Source organism: Sphingopyxis sp., from assembly GCF_040216815.1.
Lineage (GTDB): Bacteria > Pseudomonadota > Alphaproteobacteria > Sphingomonadales > Sphingomonadaceae > Sphingopyxis.
In genome coordinates this window covers 59,513-79,686 of the sequence record NZ_JAVJOJ010000003.1, presented here as the reverse complement: position 1 = coordinate 79,686, position 20,174 = coordinate 59,513, and the positions used below count along the sequence as shown (strand labels likewise).

The following is a 20,174-nucleotide window of genomic DNA, read 5'->3' as shown; positions in this document are numbered from 1 at the left end:
CATTGGCCCGGCCCGCATTCCCTCCCCCCCCCTCGAAGCGCGCCGGGCCATTTTGCATCACAGTTTGGTAAGAGGTGAAAAGATGACTGGTTTTCGTGCAATCCTCTTGGCCCTGCTCGCGAGCTTTCTGGTCGCTGGCTGCAATACGGTAAAGGGCGTCGGCCGCGACATCGAATCGGTCGGCGAAGCAGGCGACCGGGCTATCTGATCCGATATTTTGCTTACCCTAAGCCTCTTCGAGAGGTTCGACAGGCGCCGTTTCGGCGCCTGTTTTTCGTCGCCGCTGGGTGAACCAGATCGCGAAGATCGAAAATTCGTAAAGCAGGATCAATGGCACCGCGAGCAGGAACTGGCTCAAAATGTCGGGCGGCGTCGCGACCGCGGAAATCGCGAAGGCGGCAACGATCATATAGCGGCGGGCCGAGATGAGCTGATCGCGGCTGACCAGCCCCGCACGCTCGATAAGCATCAGGAGGATGGGCAGCAGAAAGGCGATGCCGAACGCCATGATGAACTGCATCGTGAAGCTCAGATAATTGCCCACCGAGGGCAAGGCTTCCTGCGTAATCCCCCCGACATCGCCCTGAAAGCCGAGCAGGAAGCGCAGCGCAAGCGGAATGGTGACGAAATAGGCGAAGGACGCCCCAACGGCGAACAACACCGGTGTGGCGAAGAGGAAAGGCAGTAACGCACGCTTTTCCTGCCGATAAAGGCCCGGAGCGACAAATTTCCAAAGCTGGTTGGCGATCACCGGAAAGGCGATCATCATCGACGCGAAAAAGGCGACTTTCACCTCGACGAAAAAGGCCTCGAACAGCTGCGTATAGATCAGCTTGCCCTGCCCCGCGGCGATCAGCGGCTGAACGAGGATCGCAAAAATCGGCCGCGCAAAATAGAAGCACACGCCAAAGGCAATCGCGACCGCGACGAGCGATTTGAGCAGCCGCGAACGTAGCTCGATCAGATGGTCGAGCAGCGGCATCTTGCCGCCTGTGCCGTCGTCGTCCGCCGGGCTTTCGGGAGCCGCGCCGCTCATGGCAGGGCGTCGCCCCGCGGCGGCACGACATGCGTTTCGGCCTGCTCGGTTGCTGCAGCGTCGGAAGGTGCGGGAGCCGCCGCCGGGTCCGCCTTCCCTTCTTCCGCCGGTTTGGGCGATGTCGAGGCGGCCGTCGCGTCGGCGTCATCGATGCGCGGAAACTCGCGCATGATCGCCTCATTCTGCTCGCGCCACTGTTTTTCGAGCTCCTCAAGCTCGGCTTCGCGCATCATCGTGTCCAGCCCGGCGCGGAAATGGCGTGCCATACCGCGCGCCTTGCCCATCCATTTGCCGACGACGCGCATCGCCTTGGGCAAATCCTTGGGCCCAATGACGACCAAGGCCACCACCACGACGAGCAGCAACTCGGTGGGCGCAACATCGAACATCTACTAAAGCCCAATCCCCGCAGGCGGCCAAAGATCAGCGGTTGTCGGTTTCCGCGGTTGGCGTCGGCGCCGGCGCGTCGGGAACGCGCTGCCCCTCGATCTGCTTCGGCGCGGGCGTCGGCGCGTCGTCGTCGGCCATGCCCTTTTTGAAGCTTTTGATACCCTTGGCCACATCGCCCATCATGTCCGAAAAGCGCCCCTTGCCGAACAGCAGCAGGACGAGAATCCCGACCACGAGCCAGTGCCAGATACTGAAGCTACCCATCTCAAATTCTCCTTGAAGGGCTCATCTAAGCCTCTTCGCCGTCTTTTACTAGGTCCTGCTCGTCCATCGCCGCTTCAAAAGCCAGGTCGACGGGATCGAGCAGGCCGGCTGCGCGCAAATCTTCGATTCCCGGCAAATCCTTGCGGCTGTTGAGGCCGAAATGTTGCAGGAAGGCGTCGGTCGTCTTGTAAATCAGCGGACGCCCTGGAACTTCACGCCGCCCCGCCGGCGCGATCCATTCGGCCTCCATCAGCACGTCGAGCGTGCCCTTCGACGTCTGAACGCCGCGGATCGCCTCGATTTCCGCGCGGCTGACGGGTTCGTGATAGGCAATGATCGCCAGCACTTCGGCCGCCGCGCGCGACAGCTTGCGCGGATCGTCACGTTCGCGGCGCAACAGGTGCGCCAGATCGGCGGGCGTCTGAAAATGCCAATGCCCACCCCGCTCGACAAGTTCGATTCCACTGCCGGCATGGCGCCGGGCGATAGTTTCGATGATCGCCCTCACCTGCCCTGGCGTAATGTCGTCGCCGAGGCGCCCGGCGACCTGTCGCGCGTCGAGTGCTTCGTCGCTGGCGAACAGCATCGCCTCGATCGCGCGTTCCAGATCGTCGATCATGTCCCCCCTCCGCCTGTAGCCGCGCGCAGATAGAGCGGCGCAAACGCGCCTTCCTGTTTCAGATCGACCCGTCCCTGCCGCGCCAGTTCGAGCGCAGCAACAAAGCTCGACGCGATTGCCGAACGGCGGAGCGGGCCTTGATAGTCCGCGGGCAGGAAATCCGACAATTCGCCCCAGTCGAGCTGAACCCCGAGCATCCGTTCAAGATGGTGGAGCGCGGCGTCGAGCGTGATGACGGGCCGCCGCGATACCATATGGACGACGGGTTCGGAGCGCAGCTTGACCTGGCCATAAGCCGCGAGAATGTCGAACAGGCTCGCGTCCCAGCGCCGCACCTTGACGTCGCGCAGCCCTTCGGGTCGCGGGCGCAAAAAGACATCGCGGCCAATGCGGTCGCGCGCAAGCAGCCGCGCCGCCGCCTCGCGCATCGCAGCGAGGCGTTGGAGCCGTAATTGCAGGCGTAACGCAAGCTCGTCGGGTGAGGGGTCTTCGAGCGGGTCCTTGGGAAGCAGCAGCGCCGATTTGAGATAGGCGAGCCATGCCGCCATCACCAGATAATCGGCCGCAACCTCCAGCTTGAGCTCGCGCGCTTCGGCGATGAAATGCAGATATTGCTCGACCAGCGCGAGTATCGAAATCTGCTTGAGATCGACCTTCTGGTTGCGGGCGAGCGCGAGCAGCAGGTCGAGCGGACCCTCCCAGCTTTCGAAGGACAGCTGGAGCGCATCATCGCGCGGAGGCATGGGTGCCGCGACCTCAAATTCGAGCGGCAGGCCCTCCATCCGCGCGTCAGGCCATCGCCAGCAGCGCGTCGCGCTGATCGACCAGCGCGGCGAAACCGCTCTCGGCGCGCGCACCGCTGATCCGGTCCATCGCGCCTTCGAGCCGGGCGCGCGAAATGGTGCTGATCGGATCGAGCCGGTTCGCGATGCCGATCATATCCTCCATTCGCGCCCAACAGTTGAGCGCAATATCGCACCCCGCGGCGATCGCATCGGCGGCACGGGATGGAACGTCGCCCGACAGCGCCTTCATATCGAGGTCGTCGGTCATCAGCAGGCCGTGGAACCCGATCCGCTGGCGAATGACGCTGTCGATGACCGTGGGCGACAAGGTGGCGGGGCGGTCCGGGTCCCACGCCGCAAAAATCACGTGGCAGGTCATCGCCATCGCCGCGTCGCGCAGCGCCGCGAAAGGCGCGAGGTCGGTCTGAAGCTCCCGATCGGAAGCCACGACCGTCGGCAGCGCCTCGTGCGTGTCGAGCAGCGCGCGGCCATGTCCCGGAATATGTTTGACGATGCCGACGACCCCGCCCGCCTGAAGCCCGCTGAGGATCGCCCGGCCGAGCGCGGCAACACGCATCGGCTCGCTGCCGAGTGCGCGGTCGCCGATCACGTCGCTTGCGCCCGGCTGGCGCACGTCGAGCAGCGGCAGACAGTCGACGGTGATCCCGACTTCGGCGAGCATTGCGGCGAGCGCCATGGCATTAAGCCGCGCGGCCTCGATCGCGCTGGCCGGCGCCCGTTCGTAAAGCGCATCGAAGGCCGCGCCGCTGGGGAAGGCGGGCCATTCAGGTTCCTTCATACGCGCGACGCGGCCGCCTTCCTGATCGATCAGGATCGGCAGATTGTTGCGTCCGTCGAGGCTGCGAAGATCGTCGGTCAGGCGCCGCAGCTGGTCGCGGTTTTCGATATTGCGCCCGAACAGGATATAACCCGCCGGATCGCAGTCGCGAAAAAAGGCGCGCTCATCCTCGGTCAAGGTCGGGCCCGACAGCCCGAAAATCGCGGGAATCATCCTCCGTCAACCTCCATCGGCCGCCGCCCCCTCCTGCGGCAACCATGGCCGACACCATGCCACAGCCCCATCATAGTACCAACGGAGTCTGCGGCCAAACGCGCCGAATCAGCGAACGACGACGCAATTTTCACCCGCAACACGCAGCTTTCCGCACAAATTTGCGGCATTGGCGGCCGTTCCCGCGGGAACGCGCAAGCGATAGACCGTGCCCGAGCCCACCTCAGCGGGCGAAATCACGCGGTTGAGGTCGGCGAGATAGGCAAAGCGTTTCGACAGGTTCGTCCAGGCCTTCGCCGCCGCGCCCTCACTGCTGAACGCGCCAAGCTGGATCATCGAGCCGCCCGATCCGGCTGCTGCTGCGGGGGCCGCCTTTTCGTTTGCCTTGGGCTCGGCGGCTTTGGAGGGTGCAGCCGCTGCTGCCGCCTTTGCCGCGGCGTCCCGGCCAGCAGCCGTCACGGCGGGCTCTTCCGGCATCCGCGACGGGTCGACCTTGCCCGCGGGCTCGGCGCCTTCGCTCGCCGAAAAGCTGGCATCGCCTTCGCCTTCGAACGTCTTGGCGCCATCGCTGGCGGGAGCAATCTTATAGTCCCCCTTTTCGGCGGCGATCAGTTCGCCTTTTCCGCGAGCCCCCCCATTCTGGACCCACCAGAGACCGCCGAGCACCGCGCCGATCAGCAAAAGACCGCCCAGCACCATGATCAGCAGGCGCGCCGGCGACACTTCGCCATCATCTTCGTACCCGTCGGCGGCTTCGAGCCACGGCAGCCGGTCCTCGTCGGCGAGCCCCAGCCCGGCGTCATCCTGTCCCGTTTCCTTGTCCCCGGCCATCAATTCATCTCCTCGAGCGCCTCAACCCCCATGAGTTGCAGCCCGTTACGGATAATCTGCCCGATTCCGTCCGCCAGATAAAGCCGTGTCGCGGTCAGTTCGGGGTCATTGTCGAGCACGATCCGCGCCGACGGATCGTCATTGCCCAGATTATACCAGGCGTGAAACGCCGCCGCGACATCGGCGAGATAGAAAGCGATCCGGTGCGGTTCGCGCGCAAAGGCGGCCGCTTCGACGATCCGCGGGAATTGCGCGAGCAACTTTACCAGTCCCAGCTCATAGGCGCCGAGCCGCTGCGGCTCCGGAGCCGGAAGCGCGAGCCCTGCATCGGACGCCTTTTTGCGGAGGCGCGAGATACGCGCATTCGCATATTGCAGATACCAGACCGGATTGTCGCGCGATGCCTCGACGACCTTGGCGAAGTCGAAATCCATCTGCGCGTCGGCCTTGCGCGTCAGCATCGTAAAGCGCACCGCGTCCTTGCCGACCTCGTCGACGACATCAGCCAGCGTGACAAAATTTCCGGCGCGTTTCGACATTTTGAACGGCTCGCCGTTTTTGAGCAGCCGCACCATCTGCACCAGCTTGACGTCGAAACGGGTCTTGCCGCCGGTGAGCGCGGCGACCGCGGCCTTGATCCGTTTCACCGTTCCGGCGTGGTCGGCGCCCCAGATGTCGATCAGCTCGTCGGCCGTTTCGCTCTTCTGGAAATGATAGGCGAGATCGGCGCCGAAATAGGTCCAGCTGCCGTCCGATTTCTTGATCGGGCGGTCCTGATCGTCCCCGAACTGCGTCGAACGGAACAGGGGAAGCTCGACCGGTTCCCAATCTTCGGGCGTTTCGCCCTTCGGCGCTTCGAGCAGTCCGTCATAGACGAGCCCTTGCTCGCGCAGCCATTGTTCTGCCGCGGCCGGCTTGCCCGCCGCCTGAAGCTCCGCCTCCGACGAGAAAAGGTCGTGATGGATGCCGAGCTTGGCAAGGTCGGCGCGGATCATGTCCATCATCGCACTGACCGCCTCGGCGCGGAAAAGGCCGAGCCAGGCGCTTTCGGGCGCGGCAGCGAAACGATCACCATGCTCGGCCGCGAGTTTTTGGGCCACGGGAATCAGATAATCGCCCGGATAAAGTCCTTCGGGTATCGCGCCCACATCCTCGCCGAGCGCCTCGCGATACCGCATATGAACCGAGCGTGCGAGCACATCGACCTGCGCGCCCGCATCGTTGACATAATATTCGCGGATCACCTCGTGCCCCGCATATTCCAGCAGTGCGGCAAGCGCATCGCCGACGACCGCCCCGCGGCAATGACCGACGTGCATCGGTCCCGTCGGGTTGGCCGAGACATATTCGACATTGACGCGCCGCCCCTGCCCCATCGCCGAACGGCCGTAATCGCCGCCAAGATCGTGGATCAGCGCCAGCTCGTCGCGCCAACTGTCGTCGACGAGACGCAGGTTGATGAAACCCGGTCCCGCGACGCTTGCCTCGACCACCTCTTCCAGCGCGCCGAGTTCGCCAGCGAGCAGCTCGGCGAGCGCGCGCGGGTTCATCCCCGCGGGCTTGGCAAGCACCATGGCGGCATTGGTCGCGATGTCGCCATGCGCCGCATCGCGCGGCGGTTCGACGCTGACCGCCGAACGGTCGAGTCCTACCGGAAGGGCGTTTCGGGCAGCGAGCGCGTCGAGCGCGGCGCCGATATGGTCGGAAAAACGGCGGAACAGGGTCATAGGGCTGGCCTGGCTTCGATCAAAAGGGATGGGCGCGCCCTATAACAGCTCGGCGGGCGCGAAAAGCCCCGCGTCGCCGGTCGGCGGAGCGGGGCGCGGTGGTGCGAACGGCGCGCGGCGCCGCCGCCCTATCTATCGTCGGACATTATATTCGAGCTGTTCCTGCGTCAGCTGAAAGCCGACGAGTAGTTCAAAACTCGCCCGTTGCACGGCCGCGCGGACTTCGGGCAGGCTGAGCGGATCGATCGCCGCGTCCTGATCGCCCGCCTTGCGCCGGCGCGTAATGCGTTCCTGGATGTCCGCGGGCAGCGTCGCCGCGGCGCGATCGACATAGGCCGATGCCTGCGCGCGGCCGGTCCCGCGCGTCTGTCCTTCGGCAAAGGTCACGGCGACGTTGCCCAGCCGCTTGGCGACGACAGCAGTGCCGCCCTGCAGCACCGTGGCATAATAGGGCAGCGTTACCGTGCGCGCGGGTCCGGCGTCGCGACGCGTGGCGACGACGTCGAAGTTCACGAGCTGATAAACCTTGTCGCCGCTATCGTTGCATTGCGGCGTCACATTGGTGATCGCGGCGACCACATCAATCGCGCGCGCATCGCGGCTGGTCGCCGGGTCGAACAGCGTGATGTCGCCGGTGTGCAGCGGAACCGCAACCGCGGGGCAGGCCGACCGGGTCGCGGTAATCCCGACGCCCCCGGCCAGTTCGATCTCGTTATCCTTGGCGCAGCCAGCAACCGTCACCATCGCCGCCGCTCCGCACAGCAGGGTCAAATTCTTGCGGGAGGGACGCGAAATGGCCATCATGACAAATCTTTCCAAACAGGCGCCGGGACGATCGATCCCGTTTCATGCGCGCCGCTTCTTATCGGTGCGATGAACAAGGCGCAACCGACGAAGCGGCTTTACCCCGCGGTACCAGCTGCGCTAGAGCGCGCGCACCATGAACGCACCCGATCCGACGATAGCGCCCCCGGGCGAAGGCGGCCCTTTGCTCAAGGTGCTGATCGCGGCGCCGCGTGGTTTCTGTGCCGGTGTCGACCGCGCGATCCGCATCGTCGAACTGGCGCTCGAACGGTACGGCGCGCCCGTCTATGTCCGGCACGAGATCGTCCACAATCGCTATGTCGTCGACTCGCTGAAGGCAAGGGGCGCGATCTTCGTCGAATCGCTCGATCAGGTACCCGATGGCGTTCCCGTCGTTTTCAGCGCGCATGGCGTGCCGAAAGCCGTGCCTGCAAAAGCGGAGATGCGCGGACTCGACTATATCGATGCAACCTGTCCGCTGGTGTCCAAGGTCCATCGCCAAGCCGAACGCGCGCACGACGCCGACCGGCATATCATCTTCATCGGCCATGCCGGGCACCCGGAGGTCGTGGGGACGCTGGGACAATTGCCCAACGGCGCAATGACCCTTGTGGAATCGGTCGATGACGTGGCTGCGCTGGCGCCTCGGGACCCCGATAATCTTTCCTTTCTGACGCAGACCACCCTGTCGGTCGACGACACCCGCGACATCGTCGCCGCGCTTCAGCATCGCTTTCCCACGATCGCCGGGCCGCGCGGCGAAGATATCTGCTATGCGACCTCAAACCGGCAGGAAGCGGTCAAAGCGATCGCGGCGCAATGCGACCGGGTGATCGTGATCGGCGCGCCAAACAGCTCGAACAGCCTGCGCCTGGTCGAAGTGGCCGAGCGGCTCGGAACGCCGGCCCATCTGGTTCAGCGCGGAACCGACGTCGTGCAGACCTGGCTGGACGGCATCGGCACCCTTGGCATTACCGCGGGCGCAAGCGCGCCCGAAACGCTGGTGCGCGAGGTGATCGACGCAGTTGCGGCAGTGCGCCCGATCGCCGAGGACATCGTCGTTACGGCTGAAGAGAACATGGTGTTCAAACTCCCGCGCGGCCTCGAAGCAGCCTGATGGCCGTTTATACCCACGTCGAGCCCGACGACCTTGCCGCGCTGATCGCCCGATATGACATCGGCACCGTGGTGTCGTGCAAGGGTATTGCCGAAGGCGTCGAGAACAGCAATTTCCTCCTCGAAACGACGGGCGGCCGCTTCATCCTGACGCTTTATGAAAAGCGCGTGAGCGAGGGCGATCTGCCCTTCTTTGTCGGCCTGCTCGACCATCTGGCGCGGCGCGGCTGTCCCGTGCCTGCGATGATCCGCGACCGCGACGGAACGGCCATTCAGCAGGTTTCGGGCCGCGCGGCCTGCGTTATCCAGTTCCTGCCCGGCATTTCGCTGACGCATCCCACTGTCGGCCAGTGCGCGGCGGCAGGGGCGGCATTGGGCGCGATGCACCGCGCCGTTGCGGGTTTCGCGGGCGCCCGCGAGAACACAATGGGACACGCACACTGGCGCGCGATCGCCGAGGACGCCGGCGATCTTGACGTGGTGATGCCAGGGCTTCAGGCCATCGTTGCCGCCGAACTCGATTATCTCGACGCGCACTGGCCGCACGACCTGACCGCGCACGTCATCCACGCCGACCTGTTTCCGGACAATGTGCTCATGCTCGGCGAGCGCGTAACCGGCCTCATTGATTTCTATTTCGCGGCCTGTGATTTTCGCGCCTATGATGTCGCAGTCACGCACGCTTCCTGGACTTTTTCCGCCGATGGCACGCATTGCCATGCCGACCGCGCGGTGGCGCTTATGCGCGGTTATGCGCGCGAAACAGCACTGACCGACGACGAGATCGCGGCGCTGCCATTACTGGCGCGCGGCGCCGCGCTGCGCTTTTTGCTGACGCGCGCGCATGACTGGGTTCACACGCCGTCCGATGCCCTCGTCACGCGCAAGGATCCCGCGCCATTTCTAGCGCGGCTCCGGCGGTATCAGGCGCCCGACGCCGCTTCGCTCTTTGCCGTAAAATGAGCGACGGCCGAACCGTCATCGTCGCCACCGATGGTGCGTGCAAGGGCAATCCCGGCCCCGGCGGCTGGGGGGCGGTGCTGCGCTGGGGCGATGTCGTCAAAACGCTGTCCGGCGGGGAGGCTGACACGACGAACAACCGTATGGAACTGATGGCTGCGATCGAAGCGCTCGCCGCGCTCAAGCGTCCGTGCAACGTCGAACTGTCGACCGACAGCGTCTATGTCCGCGACGGCATCACCAAATGGATTTTCGGGTGGCAGAAGAACGGATGGAAAACTGCCGCCAAAAAACCCGTCGCCAACGCCGATCTCTGGCAGCGGCTGGTCAAGGAAGCCGGTCGGCACAAGGTCGAGTGGCTATGGGTCAAGGGTCATGCCGGACATGGCGACAACGAACTGGCCGACCAGCTTGCCAGCGACGCCGCCCTGAAAGTGGCGCGGGCGCGCTGAACGCCCGCGCGCAGCTCCTCAGTCGGTTTCGCGCACCTCGGCGCCCGGACCATTTTTCAGGATCGATTCAATCGCATTCTTCGCAGAGGCTTTGCTGCTGTACCCCTCGGTCCAGAAGATGGACTCGCTATTATATTTGAAATAGGCGACAAATTCGCCGGCCTTGTTCTTCTTGATTTCGAAATAATGGGCCATGCCATCCTCCACTTGGTCGGTCCGCGCCGGGGGTGACGCGCCGGCCCCATGCTAACCAAGCCGCTTCGCCGCGCAAGCACCGATCGGTTCAATCAAAGCGTGAGGGCGCATAGGGCGATGGATCAACCGCTGCGATTGCGTCGACGGGCGCCGGGGCGCCAAGCTGCGCGGCAAGCAGCCCCGCGATCGCGGGCGCCGTCTGAATGCCGAAGCCGCCCTGCCCCGCGCACCAGATGAAGCGAGGCTCATTCCGGTCGGCACCAAAGACCGGCAGCCGGTCGGGGGTAAAACTGCGCAGCCCCGCCCATCTGCGCTCGATCCTCGCGACCGGCCAATCGACGACTGACTGCAAACGGTCGATCGCCATCGCCACGTCGATATCCTCCGGAACGACATCATGCGGTTCGACCGGAGTTTCGTCGTGCGGCGTAAGCCACACGCGCGCCTCGCTTTCGCCCTTGAAATAAAAGGAACCGCCCACGTCGACGACGAGCGGCAGGGTCGCCGGAACCGGCATCGCCAGACGCACCTGCAACATCGTTCGGCGATAGGGCCGGATACCCACCGGCGCGATACCGGCGGCGGCGGCGACCTGGTCGGCCCAGGCGCCCGCGGCGTTCACAAGCAATGCGGCATGGACCGTCGAGCCGCCGACCTCTGCCTCCCACCCCTGCCCGACCCTGCGGGCCCGCCGCAGCGGCGCGCGCCTGACGAGCGTGGCCCCCGCACGCTTGGCGGCGCGCAGAAAGGCCGCGTGCAACCGGCCCACGTCGATGTCGCGGCACGCGGCTTCAAAAGCCGCCTCGCTCCATTGCGGCCGAAGCCCGGGAATATACTCCGCCATCGCAGCGCCCGAGATACGCTCGACGTCGACGCCCTTTGCGGCAAATTCGGCAACGAAGGCATCGACCGCCGCCGCGTCCTTTGCCTGTCCGATGGTCAAGGCCGTCCGCGGAGCCAGAAACCCCCGGTCGGCGAATTCGGGCGGCGGCCGGTCGAGCGCCTTGAGCGACGCCCGCGTCAGCGGCTGCACCCCGGCCCCGCCGTAGCTTTCGTGCCAGAAGGCGGCCGACCGCCCGGTGGCGTGATAGCCGGGGGCATCCTCCGCCTCGATCAGTACGACGCGGCGCCAGGGCGCGAGCGCTGCCGCCAGGCTGGCGCCGGCTATTCCCGCGCCCACGATCAATATGTCGGTTGCGGAGGGGGCGGCGCCGGTCATGCCCGCCGCATATCGGCTGTCCCGCGGAATGCAAGTGCCGCACCTCCCAGCCAAGATGGTTACTCTTTGGTAAGCCATACGGCGTAGACGCGTCCATATGGAGAACGGAACGCTCGCGCTCGGCCTGATGGCCGTCCTGGCCCTGATGATGGTCGCCGCAGCGGTCAGCGACATCCGGTCGCGTACGATTTCCAACGAGCTTAACGCCGCGATGGCGATATTGGCGGTCCCGTTCTGGATCGTGTCGGGACTGACGATCTGGCCCGACGTGCCGGTCCAGTTCGGCGCGGCCTTGCTGGTCTTTGCCGTCTTCGCGGGCCTTTTTGCGATCGGTGCGATGGGCGGCGGCGATGTCAAGATGATCGGCGCGGTGATGCTGTGGATCCCGCTGCCCCTGTTTCTGCCCATGCTGATGGTCATGGCGGTCGGTGGCGGCATCCTGTCGGCGATCATGCTCATCCACATGAAATGGCGTTCTTCGGCCACGCCGGTCGAGGTGCCCTATGGCGTTGCCATCGCCGCTGCGGGGCTGTGGGCGCTTCACCAACACTATCTTAACCAGTTTCAGGCTATCGGTTTGACCTGAGGGCAAGCACCGCCGTTTCCGGACGGTGCAGGAGGCGAAAAATCGTCATGGACACGCGAAAGATTATGCTGATCGTGGGCGCGCTGGTGATTGCCATCGGCGCGGCATTCGGCGTCAACTACATGATGCGCGGTGCGGGGGCACCGGCTGCGCGCGCGGCGGCGGCGCCGGAGATTACGGGACCGATGATCCTGGTTGCAACGCGGCAACTGCCGATCGGCACCATCATCGGGCCGGATAGCTTCCGGTTCCAGCCCTGGCCGAAAGAGCTGGTCGAGAACGCCTATTTCGTCAAGGAAAAGACCGACGTGAACACGCTGGTCGGCACCGTCGTGCGCCACCCGATCACGGCGGGGCAGCCGCTGACGCAGGGCGCGCTCGTCCATCCCGACGATCGCGGTTTTCTGGCAGCGGCGCTCGGCCCGGGGATGCGCGCGATCACCGTCAAGGTATCGCAGGAACAGGGCGTCGCCGGCTTCGTCTTTCCGGGCGACCGCGTCGACGTGATGCTGATGCAGACGATCGATGTCGAAAAGGGGAGCAGCTATCCCGACGACCAGATCTTCACCGCCGAAACCATCGTTCGCAACATCCGCGTCCTTGCGACCGACCAGCGCTACGACGCCGAGGACGAGACGGGCAAGACCCCCGTGCGCACCTTTGGCTCGGTGACGCTGGAGGCTACGCCGGAGATCGCCGAGAAGATCGCGGTTGCACAGGGCATGGGCCGCCTTTCGCTCGCGCTTCGCCCGCTGGCCGAAAGCGCCGGCGAACTCGATGCTGCCATCGCTTCGGGCGAAATCGAAGTACCGGCATCGGGCGGGACCGCCGCCGAACGCAAGATGCTGGCCCAGGCGGCCGCGCGCCCCGTCGCCAGCCGTTCGTCGGCGACGACCGGCGGCGACGTATCGCGCTTCTGGATCCCGGTGCGCGGGCGGGTGTCCGCGCCGCGGCAACAGGCCGACAACAGGGGCAATAACGTGCCGACCTATGATGGACGCGGTGCTTCGGTTCCGGTGGGCCCGGTCGTGCGCGTGACCCGCGGCGACAAGATGACCGAAGTTCCGGTTGGGGGTAAGTAAGATGAACAGCAAAGCCAATTTCAGGGCCGCGGCTCTGGCGCGGACCCTGGCCATCGGCCTGGTGGCCGCCACGCTGGCCGCGGCGCCTTCACAGCCCGCCACGGCACAGGCCGTCCAGAATGCGAGCAGCAGCATCGACCTGTCGGTCGGCCGCGGGCGCCTGATCAGCCTGCCCGCGGCGATGAGCGACGTCTTTGTCGCCGACGACAAGGTGGCCGACGTTCAGGTGCGCTCCAGCCGTCAGCTTTATGTGTTCGGCAAGACGCCCGGCGAGACCAGCATCTATGCAACCGACGCCAGCGGCCGGGTCGTTTTCTCGACCGTCGCACGCGTCGGCAACAATATCGAGACGATCGACCAGATGCTGTCGCTGGCGATGCCGGAAGCGAGCATTGCGGCCAACACGATGAACGGCTTTGTCCTGCTGACCGGCACCGTCCAGTCGCCCGACGATGCGGCCGAAGCCGAACGGCTTGTCCAGGCGTTCGTCGGCGAACAGACCAAAGTGCTGTCGCGCCTGCGCACGGCAACGCCGCTCCAGGTCAATTTGCAGGTTCGTATTGCCGAGGTGAACCGCTCGCTGGTCAAGGAAATGAGCGGCAACCTGTTGACCCGCGACACCGACGGCCCGCTCGGCAACGGCTTTCTGGGCGGCGTCTTCGGCGGCCGTCAGGCCGGTACGATCACGACCGACGCCAATGGCCGGACCGTTTACACGATCACCACGCCGCCCGGGACGCGCAGCCTTGCCGGCGCGGGCCGTCTGTTCGGGCTCGACCTGATCGCCTCGCTCGACATCGGTGAACGGTCGGGACTGGTCGCGACGCTCGCGCAGCCCAATCTGACCGCGATTTCGGGCGAAACTGCCGATTTCCTGGCGGGCGGCGAATTTCCCGTGCCGATCCCCGGCAACTTTGCGGGGACGACGATCGAATATCGCAAATATGGCGTCAGCCTGGCCTATACGCCGACGGTGCTGTCGAACGGGCGGATCAGCCTGCGCGTCCGCCCCGAAGTGTCGGAACTGTCGACCGAAGGCGCGATCGAGATGCAGGGCTTTCAGGTCCCCGCGCTCACAATCCGCCGCGCCGAAACAACCGTCGAACTGGGCTCGGGCGAAAGCTTTATGATCGCGGGGCTGCTCAACAATCGTTCGATCGGCGCCATCGACAAGATGCCCGGCCTTGGCGATGTGCCGCTGCTCGGCGCGCTCTTCAAATCGGACAGCTTCCGCCGCGGCGAAACCGAACTCGTCATCGTCGTCACGCCCTATCTCGTCGAGCCCGTGTCGGCGAACGACATCAAGCTGCCGACCGACGCGTTCCGCGACACCAATGATCTGCAGCGCCTGCTGCTCAATCAGACGAGCGACGGCGTGACCGGTGGCGATCGGCCGAAACCGCGGCTCGACAACAATGTCGGCGACGCCGACCGCCCGCGCGGTGGCAGCAGCGACGTGTCGCCTGGTTTCAGCATCAAGTGACGCGACCGACTTCAGGAGCTAAAGTGATGAAAAATATCGCAACTTGCACGGTCCTGGCGCTGGCGGCGACACTCGCCGGTTGCACGGGCAGCGGCTATAGCAATCGCAGCCTGGAATCGGTGCATCAGCCGGTCGTGCGCAACGCCATCTATCAGTTCGACGTCGCCGCGAGTGGAGGCGAACTGCCGCCCAGCGAGCAGGGCCGCCTGCAAGGCTGGTTCGACGCGATGGGCATCCGTTACGGCGACCGTGTGGCGATCGAGGATTCGTCGCTTTACGGCGCCGCGTCGGCGCAGGCGACCGTCCGCGCGATGGTCGAACGCCGCGGACTGCTGTTGAGCAGGGATGTTCCCGTGACCACCGGGGCGGTGCCCGACGGGCATTTGCGCATCGTCGTGACGCGCGCATCGGCCTCGGTTCCGGGGTGTCCCGACTGGAGCAGCAAATCGTCGCTGAACCCGGTCAACGCGACCTCGTCGAACTATGGCTGCGCAACGAACAGCAACCTTGCTGCGATGGTCGCCGACCCCAATGATCTGATCAAGGGCACGCGCGACACCGGAACCGATCCGGCTGCCGCGACGCGCGCGATCCAGACCTATCGCACGAAACCCCAAACCGGTGTCGGCGGACTGACCAAGGCACCCACCAGCGGAGGCGGCCAGTGAACGCTCCTTTCAAATCTGCATCGCTGCGCGATCCCTTCAACGCCTTTGTGTGCGACGACGATACGCTGGAGTTGATCCGCGTCGCGGCTGCCGACATGGGCTGGCCGATGGAAAAGTGTAACAAGGGCGGGCTGCGGAACGCGGTGCAATCGCTGTCCGTGTCGGCAAGCCCGAACATCCTGTTCGTCGACATGTCGGAATCGGGCGATCCAATCAACGACATCAACGCGCTGGCCGAAGTCTGCGAGCCCGGCACCGTCGTGATTGCGGCGGGCCAGGTCAACGACGTTCGGCTCTATCGCGACCTGCTGTCGAGCGGAATCCAGGACTATCTGCTGAAGCCCTTGTCGCTGGACCAGGTGCGCGAATCGCTGACGATGGCGCAGGCGATGCTTTCGGCGCCGAAACATGCCGACATGCACGACGACAAGCCGCATCACATGATGGCGGTCGTCGGCGTTCGCGGCGGCGTCGGGGCGTCGATGGTGTCGACCTCGCTCGCCTGGGCAATCAGCGAGCAAGCCGATCGCCAGACCGCGCTGCTCGACCTCGACGTGCATTTCGGAACCGGCGCGCTGACGCTCGACCTCGAACCCGGCCGCGGGCTGATCGACGCGATCGACAACCCCAGCCGCATCGACGGGCTGTTTATCGAACGCGCGATGGTGCGTGCATCGGACAAGCTCAGCCTTCTGTCGGCCGAAGCGCCGATCCATCAGCCGGTGTTGACCGACGGTTCGGCTTTTTTCCAGCTGGAAGAAGAGCTGCGCAATGCGTTCGAGATGACGATTGTGGACATTCCGCGTCAGGTCTTGATCCCCTTTCCGCATCTGGTGTCCGAAGCGGGGACGATCCTGCTCGTCAGCGACATCACGCTCGCCGCGGCGCGCGATACGATCCGCCTCCTGTCGTGGTTCAAACAAAATGTACCCGGCGCACGTGTCGTGCTGGTTGCGAACAAGTTCCAGAGCGCGATCGGCGAATTGTCGCGCAAGGAGTTCGAATCCTCGATCGAACGCCCGATCGACATTGTCATTCCGTTCGATCCCAAATTGGTGGCGCAAGCGGCGAAGCTTGGCAAATCCTATGCCGAAACGTGCAAGGGCACCAAAGCGGCGCAGGTTTGGAACAACCTGATGCGCCTGATTCTCGACGGCGCCGATGTCGAGGCCGAAGAGGCCGCGGCGGCCTCTGCAAAGGGCAAGGCCGGCGGCTCGCTGCTCGGCAAGCTTGGGTTTACCAAAAAAGGTACGAAACAGGCCGCGTGACGGCGCGTTAGACGCGCCGCCGCGACGACCAGCGACAGAAGCGGACCCAGTTGATCATGAACCTGCCCGTCATCCTTATCATCGTCGGAGCCGTGATGGCCCTGGCCGTCCTTGTGATTTTGCTGGGCGGTCCGTCGGCCAGCAAAGCCAAGTCCCGGCGGCTGGCGATGGTGAAGGACCGGCATGCCGCGTCGACCGAAGCCGTGGTGGCCGCGCAGATGCGCAAGACGATCCAGTCGAGCGGAAACCGGGGCGGTTCATCGCTGACCAGCCTGCTGCCGCGCCGCGAAGAGCTGGAAAAGCGCATCCGCCGGACGGGAAAGCGCTGGACGCTCACCCAATATATGTTCGCGTCGATGGGCCTGTTCGTGGTGGCGACCGGCGCCATGTTGATCATCCGCGCGCCTTTCGCAATGGCCGCCCTCGTCGGCCTGATGCTCAGCCTTGGCCTGCCCTATCTGGTCGTCGGTCTGGCGATCAGGAAGCGTGTCGCGCAATTCAACGCCCGCTTTCCCGACGCGATCGACCTGCTCGTGCGCGGGCTGCGCTCGGGCCTGCCGGTCACGGAGACCTTTCAGGTGGTCAGCCAGGAACTGCCGGGTCCGGTCGGCGAAGAGTTCAAGGGCGTCATCGAACGCATCCGCATCGGCAACACGATGGAGGCAGCGCTCCAGGAATCGGCCGATATGCTCGGCACCCCCGAGTTCCAATTCTTTTGCATCACAATCCAGATCCAGCGCGAAACCGGCGGTAATCTGGCGGAAACGCTGGCCAATCTGTCGGACGTGCTTCGCAAGCGCGCCCAGATGAAGCTGAAGATCCGCGCCATGTCGTCGGAAGCCAAGGCATCGGCCTATATCGTCGGCGCCCTCCCCTTCTTCGTGTTCGGGGTTGTGTGGGTCGTGAACCCCACCTACCTCGCGGGCTTCTTTGTCGAACAGCGACTGATCGTGGCCGGCATCGGCGGGCTGATCTGGATGAGTATCGGGGCCGGCATCATGGCCAAGATGGTCAATTTCGAGATTTGAGGGGGCAAAGATCATGACCAGCAGCCTCCTTATCACCGCGGCCTTTTCGGGCACCCAGGGCGGCCCGACGATCCTCGGAATCGACGTCGTGTGGGCCGGCACCGTGCTGGCAGCGGTCGGCGTCTTTGCCGTGCTTGTGGCGATCTATAACGCACTCACCGTTCGCAACCCGATGACCAAGCGCGTCAAGGCGCTCAATGAACGCCGCGAGCAGCTGAAGGCCGGGATCACCGCTTCGACCGCGAAGCGTCGCGCGCGGCTGGTGCGCAAGAACCAGACCGCTGACAGGATGCGCAACTTCCTTGGTCGCCTGCAGGTCCTGCAGGAAGAACAGATCAAGGAAGTCCAGCAAAAGCTCGCGCAGGCCGGTATCCGATCGAAAGATCTGGCTGTCGCCGTCATTTTCGGGCGGATGGTCTTGCCGATCCTGTTCGGCGGGACGGCCATCTTTCTGATCTATATCGTCGACATGTGGCCGACGCTGACGTCGCTCAAGCGTTCGGGTTTCACGATGGGCGCGCTCATCCTCGGTTATAAGGCACCCGACCTGTTCGTCGACAATATGCGCCAGAAGCGTACCGATGCGATCCGCAAGGGGCTTCCCGATGCGCTCGACCTCCTCGTCATCTGCGCCGAGGCCGGCCTGACGGTGGACTCCGCCTTTGCACGCGTGTCGAAAGAATTGGGCCGCGCCTATCCCGAACTCGGCGAGGAATTTGCGTTGACCTCGATCGAGCTCGGATTTTTGACCGAGCGTCGACAGGCGTTCGAGAACCTGGCCTATCGCGTCAATCTGGAATCGGTGAAGGGCGTCGTCACGACGATGATTCAGACCGAAAAATATGGCACGCCGCTGGCGAGCGCGCTGCGCGTGTTGTCGGCGGAATTTCGCAACGAACGCATGATGCGGGCCGAAGAAAAGGCCGCGCGCCTGCCCGCGATCATGACCGTTCCGCTGATCCTGTTCATTCTGCCGGTACTGTTCATCGTGATTCTGGGTCCGGCGGCCTGTTCGCTGGCCGATGCCATGTCGGGCGGCAGCTTCGGCGGCAAATAGGCAGCCGAACCCGTTTCGATCGATACGGGAGGGCGGAAGCGATTCCGCCCTCCCTCGTTTATGCGTCAGGCAACGCTCTGTTCGATCGCGCCGAAAATACTGTGGTGGCGTTCGTCGTCCATCCAGATACAGACGGTGTCGCCGCGCTTCATAAAGGGCGTGCTGGGCTTGCCATGGCGGATCGTTTCGACTGTCCGCACTTCGGCCAGACAGCTATAGCCGACTCCGCCGTCGTCGACCGGCCTGCCGGGGCCACCATCGGAATCGCGGTTCGACACGGTGCCCGACCCGATGATCGTGCCAGCCCCCAGATTCCGCGTCTTGGCGGCATGAGCGATGAGTTGGCCGAAATCGAACGTCATGTCGACGCCCGCGTCAGCGCGGCCGAGCGGCTGACCGTTGAGGTCGACGCACAGCGTCCCGTGAAGCTTGCCGTCCCGCCAGCGCTCGCCCAGCGCATCGGGCGTCACGAAGACCGGCGACATCGCGCTCGACGGCTTCGATTGGAAAAAGCCGAAGCCCTTGGCAAGCTCACCGGGAATAAGGCCGCGTAGCGAAACATCGTTGGTAAGCCCGACGAGCAGGATCTTGCTGCGCGCGGCGACGGCATCGATCCCGGCAGGGACATCGTCGGTGACAACGACGACCTCCGCCTCCATGTCGCACCCCCACGCCGGATCGCCGAGCGGGATCGGATCGCGCGGCCCCAGGAAAGCATCGCTGCCTCCCTGATACATCAGCGGATCGTGCCAGAAGCTGTCGGGCATTTCGGCGCCGCGCGCCTGCCGCACCAACGCGACATGGTTCACATAAGCGCTGCCGTCCGCCCATTGATAGGCGCGCGGCAGCGGCGAAGCCGCGTCGCGCTCGTGAAAACGCTCCTTCGGAATCGCGTCATGGTTGAGATCTTCGGCCAGCGCAGCAAGCCGCGGCGCGGCATCGGCCCAATTATCGAGCGCCGCCTGCATCGTCGGCGCGACCGCCGCAGCATCGGCGTACCAGGCGAGATCGTCCGAAACGACGACAAGCCGGCCGTCGCGGCCCTGTTTGAGCGAAGCTAGTTTCACGAAAACTCCCTTGTCTGACGATGCGGCTGAAAACCGTCATCGCCTGTCGGGAAGCGATAATCAGCGCGACGTCGTGATCGATGCGAAACAGGTAAAGCCGCTCTGGCCCGCCTGCAAGCGCCGGATGTACTGAAGATAGGCCTGCGACTGGTCATAGGTCGTGCCGGGAAGCGTGCGGCCGCGGAACGCGCGCTTCACTTCCTCGCCCGTAAAGGGCCGCGGTGCTCCGGGAAAAGCGCCCTTGGTTCCCGGAGGAACCAGCTTGCCCGCCGCATCGATATATTGACCCGCCGCGGTCGGCCCCGGAACGGGGATCTGGCAGTTCATGACCGATACGGCGGTTTGCGCAAAAGCCGGGCGGATCGTCAACGCCGCCGACACCCCCGCCGCGCCAAGCGCGAGCATCCGGCGCCGCGAGGGTGCCGTTTCGTCGGTGTCGGGTCGATCGACCGGAGCGTCGTGGTTTTCCATGGCAGGCGCATAACGCAAGGAAGCGCCGAGGAAAAGCGAAAGACCGGACATGCC

Annotated in this window: 24 protein-coding genes; 11 read left to right on the top strand and 13 right to left on the bottom strand. The window is 64.8% G+C overall.

Annotated features, from left to right (window positions below; genetic code table 11):
- Positions 1–82: 82 nt before the first annotated feature.
- The gene (locus RIA72_RS03035; RefSeq protein ID WP_041383123.1) at positions 83–208 is read left to right on the top strand and encodes an entericidin A/B family lipoprotein; all 126 of its coding nucleotides are present in this window, start codon (positions 83–85) and stop codon (positions 206–208) included.
- An 18-nt stretch (positions 209–226) separates the two neighbouring features.
- On the opposite strand, the gene tatC is transcribed toward RIA72_RS03035, so the two are convergent.
- From tatC to RIA72_RS02990, 9 genes are all read right to left on the bottom strand, one after another.
- Positions 227–1,036, bottom strand: coding sequence for a twin-arginine translocase subunit TatC (gene tatC / locus RIA72_RS03030; protein WP_350030894.1), 810 nt, complete (start codon positions 1,034–1,036; stop codon positions 227–229).
- Positions 1,033–1,425 carry a Sec-independent protein translocase protein TatB gene (gene tatB, locus RIA72_RS03025; RefSeq protein WP_350030893.1) on the bottom strand — a complete coding sequence of 131 codons (393 nt, stop codon included), beginning with the start codon at positions 1,423–1,425 and terminating at the stop codon, positions 1,033–1,035. The genes tatC and tatB overlap by 4 nt, the downstream gene beginning before the upstream one ends.
- A gap of 34 nt (positions 1,426–1,459) precedes the next feature.
- Complete coding sequence (locus tag RIA72_RS03020) at positions 1,460–1,690, bottom strand: twin-arginine translocase TatA/TatE family subunit (protein ID WP_350030892.1); 231 nt, start codon at positions 1,688–1,690, stop codon at positions 1,460–1,462.
- Positions 1,691–1,715: 25 nt separating this feature from the next.
- A complete protein-coding gene (gene scpB / locus RIA72_RS03015; protein ID WP_350030891.1) occupies positions 1,716–2,309 on the bottom strand; it encodes an SMC-Scp complex subunit ScpB in 594 nt (197 codons plus the stop codon).
- Positions 2,306–3,091: a segregation and condensation protein A gene (locus tag RIA72_RS03010; RefSeq protein ID WP_502957926.1), complete on the bottom strand. Its 786-nt coding sequence runs from the start codon at positions 3,089–3,091 to the stop codon at positions 2,306–2,308. Before RIA72_RS03010 ends, scpB begins: the two co-directional genes overlap by 4 nt.
- A 7-nt stretch (positions 3,092–3,098) precedes the next feature.
- On the bottom strand, positions 3,099–4,106 hold the full coding sequence (gene nagZ, locus RIA72_RS03005) for a beta-N-acetylhexosaminidase (RefSeq protein ID WP_350030890.1): 1,008 nt from the start codon (positions 4,104–4,106) through the stop codon (positions 3,099–3,101).
- Between the two features lie 108 nt (positions 4,107–4,214).
- Positions 4,215–4,937, bottom strand: coding sequence for an SPOR domain-containing protein (locus RIA72_RS03000; protein ID WP_350030889.1), 723 nt, complete (start codon positions 4,935–4,937; stop codon positions 4,215–4,217).
- The gene (gene argS, locus RIA72_RS02995) at positions 4,937–6,664 is read right to left on the bottom strand and encodes an arginine--tRNA ligase (protein ID WP_350030888.1); all 1,728 of its coding nucleotides are present in this window, start codon (positions 6,662–6,664) and stop codon (positions 4,937–4,939) included. Before argS ends, RIA72_RS03000 begins: the two co-directional genes overlap by 1 nt.
- A gap of 132 nt (positions 6,665–6,796) precedes the next feature.
- Complete coding sequence (locus RIA72_RS02990) at positions 6,797–7,468, bottom strand: hypothetical protein (protein ID WP_350030887.1); 672 nt, start codon at positions 7,466–7,468, stop codon at positions 6,797–6,799.
- A 136-nt stretch (positions 7,469–7,604) separates the two neighbouring features.
- On the opposite strand from RIA72_RS02990, the gene ispH reads away from it, so the two are divergent.
- Genes ispH through rnhA form a run of 3 tightly spaced genes read left to right on the top strand, consistent with a single transcriptional unit; the run spans position 7,605 to position 9,996 of the window.
- On the top strand, positions 7,605–8,585 hold the full coding sequence (gene ispH, locus RIA72_RS02985) for a 4-hydroxy-3-methylbut-2-enyl diphosphate reductase (RefSeq protein WP_350030886.1): 981 nt from the start codon (positions 7,605–7,607) through the stop codon (positions 8,583–8,585).
- Entirely contained in the window at positions 8,585–9,547 is a 963-nt protein-coding gene (thrB, locus tag RIA72_RS02980) for a homoserine kinase (RefSeq protein ID WP_350030885.1), read from the top strand. Before ispH ends, thrB begins: the two co-directional genes overlap by 1 nt.
- Positions 9,544–9,996, top strand: a complete 453-nt coding sequence (rnhA, locus tag RIA72_RS02975) for a ribonuclease HI (RefSeq protein ID WP_350030884.1) — start codon at positions 9,544–9,546, stop codon at positions 9,994–9,996. Before thrB ends, rnhA begins: the two co-directional genes overlap by 4 nt.
- A gap of 18 nt (positions 9,997–10,014) precedes the next feature.
- Here the strand turns inward: rnhA and RIA72_RS02970 are convergent, their stop codons facing one another.
- Together RIA72_RS02970 and RIA72_RS02965 are read right to left on the bottom strand one after the other, a co-directional pair.
- Positions 10,015–10,191 (bottom strand): YegP family protein, encoded by a 177-nt coding sequence (locus RIA72_RS02970; RefSeq protein ID WP_350030883.1) that lies wholly within the window; start codon positions 10,189–10,191, stop codon positions 10,015–10,017.
- 88 nt (positions 10,192–10,279) lie between these two features.
- A complete protein-coding gene (locus RIA72_RS02965) occupies positions 10,280–11,410 on the bottom strand; it encodes an NAD(P)/FAD-dependent oxidoreductase (protein WP_350030882.1) in 1,131 nt (376 codons plus the stop codon).
- A 97-nt stretch (positions 11,411–11,507) separates the two neighbouring features.
- Here RIA72_RS02965 and RIA72_RS02960 point away from each other — a divergent pair, with 97 nt between their 5' ends.
- The 7 genes from RIA72_RS02960 (at position 11,508) to RIA72_RS02930 (ending at position 18,582) form a co-directional block, all read left to right on the top strand.
- Positions 11,508–11,996: an A24 family peptidase gene (locus RIA72_RS02960; protein WP_350030881.1), complete on the top strand. Its 489-nt coding sequence runs from the start codon at positions 11,508–11,510 to the stop codon at positions 11,994–11,996.
- Positions 11,997–12,043: 47 nt separating this feature from the next.
- Complete coding sequence (gene cpaB / locus RIA72_RS02955; RefSeq protein WP_350030880.1) at positions 12,044–13,078, top strand: Flp pilus assembly protein CpaB; 1,035 nt, start codon at positions 12,044–12,046, stop codon at positions 13,076–13,078.
- Between the two features lies 1 nt (position 13,079).
- Positions 13,080–14,561 carry a type II and III secretion system protein family protein gene (locus tag RIA72_RS02950; RefSeq protein ID WP_350030879.1) on the top strand — a complete coding sequence of 494 codons (1,482 nt, stop codon included), beginning with the start codon at positions 13,080–13,082 and terminating at the stop codon, positions 14,559–14,561.
- A gap of 26 nt (positions 14,562–14,587) precedes the next feature.
- Entirely contained in the window at positions 14,588–15,229 is a 642-nt protein-coding gene (locus tag RIA72_RS02945) for a CpaD family pilus assembly protein (protein ID WP_350030878.1), read from the top strand.
- The gene (locus tag RIA72_RS02940) at positions 15,226–16,497 is read left to right on the top strand and encodes a pilus assembly protein CpaE (RefSeq protein ID WP_350030877.1); all 1,272 of its coding nucleotides are present in this window, start codon (positions 15,226–15,228) and stop codon (positions 16,495–16,497) included. Before RIA72_RS02945 ends, RIA72_RS02940 begins: the two co-directional genes overlap by 4 nt.
- Before the next feature lie 95 nt (positions 16,498–16,592).
- Complete coding sequence (locus RIA72_RS02935; protein ID WP_350030876.1) at positions 16,593–17,525, top strand: type II secretion system F family protein; 933 nt, start codon at positions 16,593–16,595, stop codon at positions 17,523–17,525.
- A 13-nt stretch (positions 17,526–17,538) separates the two neighbouring features.
- On the top strand, positions 17,539–18,582 hold the full coding sequence (locus RIA72_RS02930; protein WP_350030875.1) for a type II secretion system F family protein: 1,044 nt from the start codon (positions 17,539–17,541) through the stop codon (positions 18,580–18,582).
- A gap of 65 nt (positions 18,583–18,647) precedes the next feature.
- Here RIA72_RS02930 and RIA72_RS02925 read toward each other — a convergent pair whose 3' ends face one another.
- Positions 18,648–19,649 (bottom strand): fumarylacetoacetate hydrolase family protein, encoded by a 1,002-nt coding sequence (locus tag RIA72_RS02925; RefSeq protein WP_350030874.1) that lies wholly within the window; start codon positions 19,647–19,649, stop codon positions 18,648–18,650.
- A gap of 60 nt (positions 19,650–19,709) precedes the next feature.
- The gene (locus tag RIA72_RS02920; protein WP_350030873.1) at positions 19,710–20,120 is read right to left on the bottom strand and encodes a hypothetical protein; all 411 of its coding nucleotides are present in this window, start codon (positions 20,118–20,120) and stop codon (positions 19,710–19,712) included.
- Between the last annotated feature and the right edge of the window lie 54 nt (positions 20,121–20,174).